General features: G+C 52.4%; 10 protein-coding genes and 1 pseudogene. All 11 read right to left on the bottom strand.

The annotated features are described in order from the left end of the window. Positions 1-327: 327 nt before the first annotated feature. The gene (locus ACPV0M_RS01570; protein WP_425621246.1) at positions 328-1278 is read right to left on the bottom strand and encodes an REP-associated tyrosine transposase; all 951 of its coding nucleotides are present in this window, start codon (positions 1276-1278) and stop codon (positions 328-330) included. 87 nt (positions 1279-1365) lie between these two features. After that, complete coding sequence (locus ACPV0M_RS01565; RefSeq protein WP_425621245.1) at positions 1366-1776, bottom strand: type II toxin-antitoxin system VapC family toxin; 411 nt, start codon at positions 1774-1776, stop codon at positions 1366-1368. Continuing rightward, the gene (locus tag ACPV0M_RS01560) at positions 1761-2009 is read right to left on the bottom strand and encodes a hypothetical protein (protein ID WP_425621244.1); all 249 of its coding nucleotides are present in this window, start codon (positions 2007-2009) and stop codon (positions 1761-1763) included. The genes ACPV0M_RS01565 and ACPV0M_RS01560 overlap by 16 nt, the downstream gene beginning before the upstream one ends. Before the next feature lie 237 nt (positions 2010-2246). After that, entirely contained in the window at positions 2247-3230 is a 984-nt protein-coding gene (locus ACPV0M_RS01555; RefSeq protein ID WP_425621243.1) for a glycosyltransferase, read from the bottom strand. Positions 3231-3544: 314 nt separating this feature from the next. After that, positions 3545-4438, bottom strand: a complete 894-nt coding sequence (locus ACPV0M_RS01550; RefSeq protein ID WP_425621242.1) for a glycosyltransferase family 2 protein — start codon at positions 4436-4438, stop codon at positions 3545-3547. Between the two features lie 9 nt (positions 4439-4447). After that, positions 4448-5452 carry a dTDP-glucose 4,6-dehydratase gene (gene rfbB / locus ACPV0M_RS01545; protein ID WP_425621241.1) on the bottom strand — a complete coding sequence of 335 codons (1005 nt, stop codon included), beginning with the start codon at positions 5450-5452 and terminating at the stop codon, positions 4448-4450. After that, complete coding sequence (rfbD, locus tag ACPV0M_RS01540; RefSeq protein ID WP_425621240.1) at positions 5449-6306, bottom strand: dTDP-4-dehydrorhamnose reductase; 858 nt, start codon at positions 6304-6306, stop codon at positions 5449-5451. The genes rfbB and rfbD overlap by 4 nt, the downstream gene beginning before the upstream one ends. 15 nt (positions 6307-6321) lie before the next feature. Further along, positions 6322-7392: a glucose-1-phosphate thymidylyltransferase gene (locus ACPV0M_RS01535; RefSeq protein WP_425621239.1), complete on the bottom strand. Its 1071-nt coding sequence runs from the start codon at positions 7390-7392 to the stop codon at positions 6322-6324. A 1-nt stretch (position 7393) separates the two neighbouring features. Further along, entirely contained in the window at positions 7394-7966 is a 573-nt protein-coding gene (gene rfbC, locus ACPV0M_RS01530) for a dTDP-4-dehydrorhamnose 3,5-epimerase (RefSeq protein WP_425621238.1), read from the bottom strand. Between the two features lie 77 nt (positions 7967-8043). Further along, a pseudogene (cysC, locus tag ACPV0M_RS01525) lies at positions 8044-8601 on the bottom strand (adenylyl-sulfate kinase); the annotation flags it as partial. A gap of 448 nt (positions 8602-9049) precedes the next feature. Continuing rightward, positions 9050-13630 (bottom strand): glycoside hydrolase family 99-like domain-containing protein, encoded by a 4581-nt coding sequence (locus ACPV0M_RS01520; RefSeq protein WP_425621237.1) that lies wholly within the window; start codon positions 13628-13630, stop codon positions 9050-9052. Position 13631 lies beyond the last annotated feature (1 nt).

Raw genomic sequence — 13631 nt, 5'->3', positions numbered from 1 at the left:
ATGGCCATCTATACGTGAGTAACGCAAAAGTTGTTGTGCCAATTGATATGGGAGCCGCGTGGCCTATCCGGTCACCGCCCGCGACATGAAACCAGGCGAAAGGATGCTTTATAGTCACTCCATTTTTTTTGAATAAAGGCAATGTCATCATCAAGTTTCTGGTAACATTTGAATGAATCAACCTTTTTCCCAGCTTCTCTATGTTTTCTCCATTTTTCATAGGTCTTATTTTCTTCACAATCCCAGCAAAATTCAACTCCTTTTTTTCTAAGAGCCGTGCCAAGAGAATCAACCCTGCCTCTTCGCGCCTCCCGGAATTGGTTCCGCCTATCCCGCGCCCCTTCCCGTTGAGTGCTGGGTCACCCGCCGCGCCGTTGCGATCACTTCCCGCACCGAGTGTCCCTGTTCAGCCGGCGGCCTGCATGCTTTGCCAGAGTCTTTTCGCACCTCGTTAACCAGCTTGAAGATGGCCGCATCAGAAAGTGAGATATTGCTGCCGATTTCCTTTAACGAGTACTCTTGCCGGATCGCCTCTTTGGCATAAAGTATCTTGTATGGTGTCAAGTGCCTCTTCCTCGAACCTTCCTTAATTAATCTAAAGTCGGCTGGGCTAACGCCGGTATCAGCCAGTATCTCGTCAAGGCTTTTCCTTGCCCGGTTCCCCGTTTGCGGTTCAGGTTGTGGAAACGGCAGAAAATCCTCTACGAGAGCCGGACCGTCGTTGTCATAGTCGGTATCGTCCTCTTCGTCCATCAACAGTTCATACTTCCTTAGCGCGTCGCGCTTTTCCTGTGAGAGAATACCCAAAATGATATCGATATCGACAAACCATCCCTGGTTCTTACGGTAATGAATGTCGCTGCTATACGGATAGTCCGAGGCCTGCTGGCATATCCCCGCTCTCTCCGGGTTCCGGTGTACGTATCTCAGTACCGCCAGCAGATAGCGGTCATCGAAAATAGGAATCGCTTTATACCGCCCCTGAAAGACATGCCCCGAACGGTCATACTTCCAGTTGTAATGCCGGCTGTAGGAGCCGTTGATCGCGTGCATAATCATACTCAAAGGCCTGCTGCCCGTCCGTAAGATCAGGTGATAGTGATTGCCCATCACCACATACCCCAAAAGATTAAATCCCATTTTCTGTTTGCAGTCCTCGATACGCTTCAGCAGGTAAGACTTGTCCTCGTCATTCTTAAAGATGTATTCCCGGTTATTCCCCCGCTGGATGACGTGATAAACCGCTCCTTCATACTCCACCCGTGGTTTCCTGCCCACAAGCAAAACCTCCTGCCACCATTCTAGCAGGAGGCCTCTTCCACTTTCAATGATAAGTTGATAAGTTAGTGCCTGGCACGATCAGCCTCACGGTACATCCTCCTGCCAGTGCCCCGGGGGAATCACCTGCAAGTCCGGGATACGTCGAAAATGCTCGACATTGCCCGTCACCAGGGGCAGGTTGCGCACCAGGCAGATCCCGGCGATGAAAACGTCCCGGGTGCCGATGGTCTGACCTGACGCCCGCAGGTTTCTCTCCAGATCGGCCGCCTTTTCGGCGGCCTCCCTATCGAAAGGAAGGACCCCCAAATAGTCAAAAAGCCTGCGGTAAGCGTTCTCCTGCCTGCCGCCAGGCTTTAAGCCGACGCATAACTCGAAAACCCCAACCACGGTCAGGAGCCCTTCCCCACTTCTGAGAATGCTCGCTAAACAGCTCCGGTCCGGCTCCGCGCCGCGAAGGAAACCAATGACTACCGACGTATCTACGACAACCGCCATTTGGCCCACGCTTCCCGGATAGCCTTTTCCGCTTCTTCCGCCTCGGCCCGGGACAAAGTGCCGGCAAGCGCCAGTATCTCCTCCAGATCTTTGGTTCTCTTCTCCTCCGCCTTCGCCAGGTAAGCGTCCAGGGCCTCGTTCACCAGCTGGGAATACCCTCTTAACCCACGGCGCGCCGCCAGGGCCAGAAGCTTCGCCCTCTTCTCATTGGAAATTTCGATCGTCGTACGCATGCCATCACCTCTGTCACAATTCTAGCATTGAAATACTCAAATATCAATTTTAGTTAAGTGCTTGACCCAAGAACGCAACACTTTCAATGATAAGTTGATAAGTTAGTGCCTGGCACGATCAGCTTGCAGCCGCACTTTTTTGCAGTTCGAAAACGAAGCGCCAAAGTCTCCGGCGGGAGTCGCACCCGCTATATGACGCAACCTTGCTCAGCCGCACTGCCCGGCACCAATCTTCCCTTAACATGATCGCCTACATAATCGTCCTAAAGCAGCGGGAAGTCCTACCAAGTTACCTAACCCGTATGCCCAATGCAGCGTAGCCAAACTGCCGGCAAAGCTAGGAATCGCGCGAACAGGGATGGTTCCTTTTAGTGCCTCGAATCCGGCAACAACCGCTAAAGCACAAAGGTAGGTTCCAATTAAGGTAAATCCTAGCCAGGGAGAAATAAGCATTAAGACCACAACAGAAACCAGCAAGCTAAGCGGAGCTAACTTACGCGGTGTGGGTACTACTCTATGTTTAACAAGAAAATGTGATACCCAGTAACCATAACGAAAATACTGCTTCCACAACAGTTTAAGATTACCTCTGGCCACATATTGCAAAACAAGATTTGGATCTAAATATGCTGAATACCCCTTTTGCCGTGCACGCCAGATGAAGTCATAATCCTCGTTTGCAAGCATTGCCTCGTCATAACCGCCAAGTTCTTCCCATAAGTGTCTGGGATATGCCCCGAAAGGAACTGTATCAACTGTAATTAACCCCTGTTCGCTTCCTCTGTGAGTCCTGTAAGCTGGGTTGCCAATTCCGGCCGGATGGCTTACAGCCGCTGCAATTGCTTTTGCACATGCACTGGAGCCGGCTGGTACGATATCCCACCTACCCCCTACTATACCCTTGTACTTAACGGCTTCCAAAGCTCGCACTGATCGTGAAACGTAGTCAGACGGCGGATAGGTATGTCCATCCAAACGGATTATGATTTCCCCTCTCGCCTCACGGCAAGCAAGGTTAAGAGAGATGGGAATATGCCGCTTAGGGTTGGATAGAACCCGGATTTTGCAGTGCGCAGGAGCGTCTCTAGAAGTGTCTGCAATTATGGGGAGCGTGCCATCTTCAGACTGACCATCAACGAGAACTATCTCGTACTCCTGGATCCAGTCCTGCCTGAACAGACCCTTAAGAACGCCTGTAATATGCTTTTCTTCATTAAACACGGGTATGATTACACTTACCACAAATGATCCCTAATTCCTAAGGGGTTTTTTCTGCCCTTACCTTTCCCACTTCAACGCAACTGTATCTTACTACTTACTGCGGTGGCTGAGTAGCGGTGTAGACAACTTGACGGGAAAGGTTAAGGATGTTCAAAAGCTCATCAAGACGGAGGAGCAAGCCGGACAAAATGTAGATAACCATACCGCAAACAATATCGATATTCACCGTATCGCAAGCGAAAGGGTTCCACTCTTTAAATAATCACCGAGGTAGCTGTCTAACCCATCAACCGCAGCATAATTAAGACCTCTGATCATCGTCTCCTAACTAAGCCTTTAAGCGTACCTCTTATGCATGCTGCTAGGGATTGACAAGAACGGGTTCCTATAATTATTTGGAGTATTCGATAAGGAAGATAGAAACAGACGTAAACCGCCAAACCGTATAGAACATACGGGGTTGAAAAGTTTTTTCTAAGCATTAGAAAGTGACCACAACTAAGGTGGTACATCACAAAAGGTGATGATCTATCACGTGCAATGTCCTCAATCTTATGCCACGCCTTGGCTGTGGGAACATAGAGAAGCTTAAACCCCATCCTGATTGTTCGGAGGCAGAAATCAACATCCTCATAGTAAAAGTAGTAGTCCTCGTCGAAAAACCCAACTCTTTGGAAGACTTCTTGTTTAATAAGCATTGCACATCCAGTCAAAAACGTTACTTCAGTACTGCAAACCTTCAAGTCGTCGTCCAACTTGTTCTTATCCGGAACTACAACTCCACTCTTGACTTTGTTGAAGTAGCCGCCTCCTTGCCACACTTTATTAGGACACGAATAATAGTAGATTCTTGGCCCCGCCATACCTGCACGATCATTTTCCTGTAACGCTACATACAGACGCTCTAGGCAGGTCACACTTACCACTGCGTCATTATTTAAGAGAAAGATATATTCAGCCCCTTTAGAGAGCGCAAATTTGATACCGATGTTAACGCCTCGTGCAAACCCATAATTTGCCTTATTCCTAATAAAATAGATATGGTAGCCCGCGAAGTGTTCTTGTAGACGTTCGTATGAGCCATCAGTTGAACCGTTGTCCACAAGAACTATCTCGGTTGCCAAGGTGGAACCAAGAAGGGACCTTATACTTTCAACAGCATCGTCATAGTTGTTCCAGTTAAGTATAATCGACCATAACTTAGGCATAGTAGCCACCTAACGTTGGTCCTGAGCAAAACGTCGGTGTGCACCATCACAAATACGCTCCACCCATTCGGGATGTTCAACGTACCACCGTACTGTAGCTTCCACCCCATCTTCAAAATTCCACTCGGGACGCCACCCCAGTTCTCTTTTAGCCTTACTAATATCCATCGCATACCGGCGATCATGCCCCGGGCGATCTGCTACGAATTTAATCAAGTTGTCTCGTTTATGGAGGATCGTCAAAAGTGTTCTTACAACCTCAAGGTTTGTCCGCTCAGCGTTACCACCAAAATTATACACTTCCCCGGGCTTGCCTTTTTGAAGAGCAGCAATAATTCCCCGGCAGTGGTCTTCAACATAAATCCAGTCTCTGATGTTCAAGCCATCACCATATACCGGAAGTGGCTTGTCATTTAAGGCGTTCACAATCATTAGTGGGATGAGTTTCTCAGGGAATTGATAGGGTCCGTAGTTGTTTGAACACCTGGTAATAATAACCGGCACATTATAGGTTGCGTAATAGGCCCTACATAAGAGATCGGCTGATGCCTTGCTTGCCGAGTAGGGGCTGTTCGGTTTCAGGGGGTGCTCCTCGGTGAACGGCGGATCGTCCGGCCCCAGGGAACCGTACACCTCGTCGGTAGACACCTGGAGGAACACGCGCACCCCGTACTGTCGCGCAGCCTCCAGCAGCACCTGCGTACCCCGGATGTTGGTTTCGATGAACGGCCCGGCGTCTAGAATGCTCCGGTCTACGTGGGACTCGGCGGCGAAGTTCACTACCGCGTCGAAGCCGCCGCCGGCAACAAGGCCGGCTACGGTTTCCCGGTCCGCGATGTCCCCGCGGACAAAGGTATACCGTGGGTTGTCTTCAACCTCGCGTAGGTTCTCCGGGTTCCCGGCGTAGGTCAGCTTGTCCAGGTTTGTGATCTTCCAGTCCGGATATTCGTGCAACACGTGGCGGATAAAGTTGGAGCCGATAAACCCGGCACCCCCGGTAACTAGCAGCCTCACAGCAGTCCCTCCTTGCGCATCTCCTTTAGACAGCGCTCGAGCGCGTCCTCCCAGTACGGCAACAGATAGCCCACCGTTTCCCGCAGGGGGAAGGGATCCAAGACCGAGTTGGCTGGCCGCCTCGCTGGACGCGGAAAGTCCGCCGAGGTACAGGGCTCAACCCTCGCCGGTAGCCCGGCCTGCTTCATTATGGCCCGGGCGAAGCCGCACCAGATCGTCACCCCCTGGTTGGTCGCGTGGTAAACCCCGTAGCAACGTGTTGCAATAAGATCCAGAAGCAACCGTGCCAGATCCGGCGCATAGGTCGGGCAGCCGTACTGGTCATCGACCACGCGCAGGCGTTCCCGCTCCCTCCCCAGGCGCAGCATGGTGGCCACGAAGTTCTTGCCCCAGGGCGCAAAAAGCCAACTCACGCGCACAATGTAGAAGCGTGCCGTCAGGGAAGTTACCGCCCGCTCCCCCCACAGTTTGCTGGCCCCGTAAACGTTGACCGGACACGGGTCGTCGTAAACCCCGTACGGCCCGTCCTTCCGGCCGTCAAAGATGTAGTCAGTGCTAACGTGCAGTAGTTCCGCGTTCATCTCCCGGCAGGCCAGGGCCAGATTCCGCGGACCCAGGCCGTTGACCAGGAAGGCACGTTCCCGGTGCTCCTCCGCCCCGTCAACATCGGTATAGGCGGCACAATTCACTACTACCTCGGGCCGGTGCTCCCGTAGGGTCGATCTCACGGCCGTCAAGTCCGTGATGTCCAGGTCGGTACGGCCCAGGGGAACCAAGACCCATCCGCGGGCCTCGGCCTCCGCAGCCACCGCCCGTCCGAGCATCCCGTGAGCACCCGTCACCAGCACATGCATAGACGCAAACCTCCGCTAGCCCAAGGTAATCTCTGACTCGTCGCCTATAAAGAAGCGCAGTGAGCGCCGGTGGCCGCCGTCCCGCGTCAGGCGCGCACCTGAGCCGATGAGGCTGTCCTCGATGTGGTGCACCGCCCGCAGCCGGCAGTTATCCAGGATCACCGAGTGTTCCACGCTGCAGTTCTCTACGGCTGTTCCCCGGCCGATGGCCGTGTAGGGACCGATGAAGCTGTCGGCAATCCTGGCCCCGGCCCCCACCACCGCCGGCCCCCGGATGACGCTCCTCTCCACCACGGCGCCGGCCTCGATCTCCACCCGGCCCACGACCTGCGAGGCCTCGTCCACCGTGCCCTCGACCCGGCGGCGAGTGAACTCGTCCAGCACTACCCGGTTCGCCTCCAAGATATCGTCCTTCTTCCCGGTGTCCAGCCACCATCCCTCCAGCAGGCGCGGTGCTACCGCGTGGCCCATGTTGATCAACTCCTGGATGGCGTCGGTGATCTCCAGCTCCCCGCGCCAGGATGGCTTAATGCGCTCGATGGCCGCGTGGATGGCGGGAGAAAAGGCGTAAATGCCCACCAGCGCCAGGTCGGAAATGAATTCCCTTGGTTTCTCCACCAGCCGCGCTACCCGGCCGTCGCCGTTCAGCACCGCCACCCCGAAGGCCCGGGGGTCGGGAACCGTCTTCAACTGAATAATCGACGTGGAAGTATCCCGCCGGAAATCGGCCGCCAGCGGGGCCACCCCGCCCTGCACCAGGTTGTCGCCCAGGAACATCAGGAAAGGCTCGTCCTCCAGAAAGGGGCGGGCCGTTTTGACCGCGTGCGCCAAGCCCAGGGGCTCGTCCTGCACGATGAAGGTCAGCCGCAGGCCAAACCGCGCCCCGTCGCCGAGAGCATCCTGCACCATTGCACCGGTCTCGGGCGAAATGATTACCCCGACATCCTCGATCCCCGCCGCTGCGATCTGCTCCAGGACGAAGTGCAGGATGGGCTTATTCGCCACCGGGATGAGCTGCTTCGCCGTGGTATAGGTCAGGGGCCTAAGCCGCGTCCCCTTCCCGCCGGCCAGAACCAGAGCCTTCAAGCTACCCCTCCTCATCAGGCGTATACACAAAGTTGTTGTCCGCGTCCTTGAGGCGCGGGTGCCGGGCGTCCTTCGGCGAGAGTATTGGTACAGTCACCGGCCAGGTAATGCCTATATCGGAGTCGTTATAGATAATCCCCCGGTCATGCTCCGGCGAATAATAATTATCCACCTTGTACAATACCTCGGCAATGTCCGTCAGTACACAGAACCCGTGGGCAAAGCCGCGCGGAATGTAGAGCTGGCGCTTGTTCTCCGCCGAAAGCTCCACCCCCACCCATTTCCCGTAGGTCGGAGAACCCCGGCGGATGTCCACCGCCACGTCAAAGATAGCCCCACGTATACAGCGCACCAGCTTCGCCTGGGCCATGGGCTCCTTCTGGTAGTGCAAACCCCGAAGCACAGGCCCCTGCGACAGAGAATGGTTGTCCTGCACGAACTGATTAGTGATCCCACAACCGGCAAAATCCTTATAGGTATAAGTTTCAACGAAAAACCCGCGACTGTCACTAAAGACTTTCGGCTCAACTAATAACATATCCGGGATTTCCAGGCAAGTAAAGGTAAAAGACATTTTGCAGAACCGCCTCTGTTCATCGGCTTCGCCGGAAGCGTCGACCGGCGTAAGGAGCGCCCTTCTCTCTGAATGATTTATCTCAAATATTGCAGAATGGTTTCGACGCAGGCTTCCGGACCGGCTTCGGTCGTGCGCAGATGAATCTCGGGCGATTCGGGCGGCTCGTAGACGCTGTCGATGCCGGTAAAGTTTTTGATCTCCCCTCGCCGCGCCCTGGCGTACAGGCCCTTCGGATCGCGCCTTTCGCACTCTTCGAGAGGGGCATCAACAAACACCTCGACGAATTCACCTTCGGCAAACAACCCCCGGGCAAATCGGCGTTCAGCCCGGAAGGGTGAGATCAAAGCCACCAGCACAATCAATCCTGCATCCACCATCAACCTGGCCACTTCGGCCACGCGGCGGATGTTCTCCACCCGGTCGGCTTCGGTGAAGCCCAGGTCGTAGTTAAGGCCGTGGCGCACATTGTCCCCATCAAGGACGTAAGTGTGCTTGCCCTCGTCGTGCAGGCGTTTTTCCAGCAGGTTGGCGATGGTGGTCTTGCCGGCGCCCGAAAGCCCGGTAAACCACACGCAACATGGCTTCTGGCGCTTCAGGGCAGCGCGAGCCTGCTTGTCAACATCCAGAGCCTGGGGCAAGCCCTGGGTTTTCATTCCATCGGTGCAACAACTGGGATTATGGTTGAAGGGGTTGATGCCCGCGGCTAACCCTTCCTGATTCACATGGATGATCGGTTCAATGCCGGATCCCGCGGCCACCAGTGCCCGGTGAGCGTACATATCTCGGGATATCCAGGTGGTATCCACTCTCGTCAGGTACAACATCACCGACGAGTCCTTGCCGATGGAATAAAGCATCACTGGTCTACGGGCGCCGGCGACCGCCTCCCGGATGACTCCAATGCTTTCTGATTCAAGCGCAGACAGGTCAAAAGAGCGCATACAATCACCATCCCTAAGCTACGAAAGTAACCTCTTGGGCACAAGTAGGGCAATACCCAGAATTCTTGAGAACAAGCACACGTGTAAGCATTTTTAACTCCTTGCATACTTAATAAGGGATCGCTTCTCATTTCAAATTCTAAATGTACATCAGCTTCTCAAATTCAGGGTGATCCTGAATGGTCGGATGAGTGTGGTTAGCAAAACCGAACTGCTCATAGAGTCGCTGAGCGTATGCCGACGCCTTCAAGCTCGCCTGTGCGTCAAGTTCGAATCGTTGGATAGTATCACGCTGCACCTCGATGATTTCCTGCAGTTGCTGCAGGCCAAACCCGCCGATTGTTACACCGCGCTGGTGTCGACGATGGGAGTTCAGCGAGAGAGGGCAGAACGCAACCGCTCCCTGTTCCAGCAGGCGTAAATAGAGGACCCAGTCGCCTGCGAACCGGAAACTGGCAATCTCTTCGGCATGGGCCTTCAACGTCGCGGCCAAAACATTGCGACGAAATACCACAGCGCTTACGTTGGGGATAGTATTTTTCAAGTATAGCGCTTTTTTAATCTCTTCCTTCCCATCTACAACATATGGACGAGTCCACCGCTCTCTATCAATATCCGCAACATAGTCGAGATAATGCTCGCACAAAATCGTGCCATCTTCGGCCATCTGACGTGACTGTGCGTAGCTCATCACCACGTTGGGCCGCTGGAATGCTGGAAGCACAGATTCAAGGAATTCAGGATCTGCCAGGTCATCCGCTTCGGCAATCCAGACAAAGTCGCCTCGGGCAAGGTCAACGCCACGAATCCATTGGCTGAATACCGAACCGGAATTGCGTTCATTAACAACCAGCACTGACGGGATATCGCATTTTGCTAGAAAGTCTCGAGCGATCTGAAGACTGTCATCCGTTGACGCATCGTCGAGCACGATTAGCTCGTATATCGGCACTGTTTGTCGAACAATCGTCGAAAGCCTCTCGGTCAAATAGCGACCATAATTGTAATTCGGTAGAATGACTGATACTCGGGGCAAGGGTTTACCGGCAAACTCTAAAAGATCGAAAAGATAGTGACGGAAGCTAAATTCGCGCTCGACAATGGCTCGGCCCTGCTCGGCATAACGACGTGCCGTGTCCTGATCTTCAATCAAATTCATGAGTTCTTTGGCATATGCATCAATATCAAAAGCAGGAACAAGTACACCACAGTCACGTTTCAAGAACTCCTCAAATCCACCACATCCTTTGAAGGCTACAACCGGTGTCAATGCGTCGTAAGCCTCCAGTACGACAGATGGAAATGGATCCTCTCGTGAAGTCAGTGCGTAGACGTCAGCCGCGATAAAGTATTCCTGTGGCTGATCAACGCGTCCGGGAAAGATGAAACGATTCTGCACTCCGGCAGCGTCGATCTTCGCCATTTGCTGATCCATGAGCTTCTGATCGACATGGCCAACCCATAGCGCAACGACTTTCGGATTTTGATTAATCACTTTCAGGCAGGCATCAATAAATAGGTCGAGTCCTTTGCGGTAATCTGCATAGCCTGCCGACAGAATGATTCGTGTATCGGATGCCAAACCCAGTTGTTTCCGTATTTTGCTCCGGATCAGTTCCCGGTCCATACCGGTGCATAGTGGGCTACGCAAATACAAACCCTGTGGGCGAATTACGGCCTGTTTAAGTAAATGTCCGACAAAGTCTTCGAAACCGGCCTTGACTTGAGCAGCAGGAAATACTATACAGTCTGTGTTATCGGCAATTGCTCTAGCATGTTCGTGCAACTGATACGAGTTTAGGATTCCAGGTAGTTCGTGGATCAACGAAACTACAACGAAGCCTGCCTGCTTCAAGAGTGGTATCAATCGGCCTGAAACGGTGGTATTAACAATCGCAACCTCGGCTCCATTGGTACGTAGCACCCTCAAACGCTTCAAAACCTGATTAGACGGTTCTCGGTCGAGGTTAATGCGGTGGACAGATGCAACCTGCTGAAATTTCGACAACAGTACCCCGTTGCCGAGCACGATCATGTCTACAGAAAATCCAAGCTGACATAGTTCGCGTGCCATATGTAGTGCAAGAAGCTGAGCTCCATGTGGGTGGGCATCATGTGACACAACGACAATGCGTCGGGGCGTGGTTGCAACTGCTACTAGAGCATCTCGTGTTGCCTGAAGCCAGGCATAGCCATATCGTTGGTCGGGTTCAAGGTGCGCCCCCTCAGCCCATTCATTCCAAGCGTTAATGAAAACGAGGCGTTCATCGGGGTTGGTCTGGTGTTTCAAGGTGTCCCGGATGGCGTTTTCCAGCCAGCGTTGGTAAAGAGCCGGTGAGCTGTTGAGAAAAACGGTACTACGATTCTTTCGCCGCGCGGTATTATCCCAAGACGGACATACACTACGGAAGAGCTTATACCTCGGTCTCTGGTATTTTTCGCTACGTTCGACGAAAACTCGCCAGTCGTAGACAGTACAGCCGAAGTCTTCACGAAGAGGGGTGACGCTGTTAGTAATGTTTGGTGGTGCTGAGTTGTTTGGCGGAAATTCAACAGCTGCATCGAAACCGTATTTTGCTGGATCGACAGTTTTGAAAGACTGGGTGTAGGCAAGGTAAATTTCACCAATACCGTTTTCCCGGCACCAGTTGCGCCATCGCTTTGCAGTGTCCTTAGCAGAAGGAAGCAGGCTTGGTCGGTACACCAGCAGTAATGGCTTGCCGTCAATACGGATATAACGAGGATCACGCATATACTGGGCTACGTGCCGGATAAAAGCCAAATCGTCTTCCGGAGAATGTTGCTGGGCTATCAGTATTTCGCTATCCAACCCATCCCAGCGGCGAGTCCAGTTCTCGTTGGCCCAGCACAAACAGAAGGGAAGATCCAGACTGTTGTCATTAAGATAATTCTGGATCGGTGTTTCCAGCAGACGTTTGCCGTCAAACCAATAGAAGTAGAAACAGAACCCTTCAATTCCGTAGAGCTTAGCCAACTCGATCTGTCGGCGCTGTACAGCCGGATCGAGCAAGTTATAGCAGCCCGGTTCATCAGGTACATGTGGCTGGTAATGGCCGATAAACTGGGGTTGAGCAGGCAGGACATTGGTCCACTCCGTAAAGCCCTCACCCCACCAAGCATCGTTCTCGGGGATTGGATGGAACTGTGGCAGATAAAAGCAGATCAGCTTGACTGGCTTATTATTCAGTGGCGGTGCTTTAAGTAGCGGAGCGTATTCGCTGTCAGTGGAAGTGTTTTGCACTGATGTGGATGCCACGCTAGTATATGTGGCAGGGCGTCTATCGATAGTAAAATTGAAGCTCTGCCAACTGCGGTAGGCTTGCGTCCAGCCAAAAAGGAAGGGTAGCCCTTTGAACATTACACTCTTGATCTTCTGCTTGCGCTGGTCGGGAATTGGTAGGTGACGCCAGATCCAGCGTACGCTTTCAGACATCAGGCACCGGAAGAACCAGTAAGGTCGCATTATAAGGCTTCTACGAAAGACTCGCAACGGCTTGGTGATCCGCCAGGATCGGGAAGCCAGAATAGCCGCGATCCGCTCGTCGCGGTCGGCCACTGCCTGCGTGAGATTGGCGATCTGTGCGTCGCGCTCGGCCATTGCTTGGGTGAGACTGGCTATCTGCCCATCCCTCTCGGCCATCGCCTGGGTGAGGCTGGCTATCTGCGCCTCTCGCTCAGCAACCGCCTGACTTAGATTAGCTACCGTTTCCAGGGAAAAGACATCATGAATAGCTGTAAGTTCTATGAAATTACGATAGTCAAAACTATAAAGATTTTTTATTCTTTTAGCTTTTTCTGCATCTGAAAGCAATTCAAAAAGCAATTCCAACCCTAAAAGCTTTGCCCAATGAAGCGACTTATCTCCAAGGCAGATCATCGCCAATACAAATTGGCTCTCAAATCCCTCAAGCCGGAAATACTCCCGTGCTTCGGGGAAAATCAAAACCATTTCATCGAACGTATCGATTAATAAATAATTCCTTAAAATGTAATGGAATTCTGTCATTCCGCGAATACGTGCATCAGGGCGGTTTCCGCTGGTATTCGCTTCGTTCTCTCTCACACGAAAGCGAACCAATTTTTCAGGCAATACATGGATATTGTATTTGAAACAAAGCCTGATCCACATATCAAAATCAGCAACTTGTGCGAGCCATGGACGGTATAATCCACAATCAATATAGCATTGTCTGCGAATCAATACACTGGGATGGCATAGTGCATTTCCATTATAAAAGAAACGATTTAACCACTCGTGCCTGCTCCTGTTTGGCTGCTCAAAGATGCTGTAATAAAAATGCGAGGTGTTCTCAAGCGCCGCTCCGTCCTCCCCTATAGCCAATGCATTTGTAAAAACAGCCCCGATATCCGGATGTTCATCTAAAAATTTAACCTGACGCTCGAGTTTGTGAGACTCCCACACGTCATCCGAATGATGAATGGCGATATAGTCACCATTGGCAATCTCCCGGATTGCCTTGTTGATGCCATACACCCCCCTTTTTCTTTCTTTGTTTCTAAACGCCTTGATCCTGGAATCTTTATAACTATTGATGATAAACCACGACTCGTCAGTTGATGCGTCATCCCAAATGATCAGCTCAAAATCGCCATAGGTTTGGTTTAATGCACTATCAATCGCCTCACGAAGATATTTTTCATGGTTAAAAGAAGTTAAAATAACGGAGATTTTGGGCATA

It is taken from the genome of Desulfosceptrum tomskiensis, from assembly GCF_049818055.1.
Taxonomy (GTDB): Bacteria; Bacillota; Desulfotomaculia; order Desulfotomaculales; family JASEER01; genus JBFLVT01.
The sequence above is the reverse complement of the archived record's forward strand: the minus strand, read 5'-3'. Positions and strand labels throughout refer to the sequence as shown.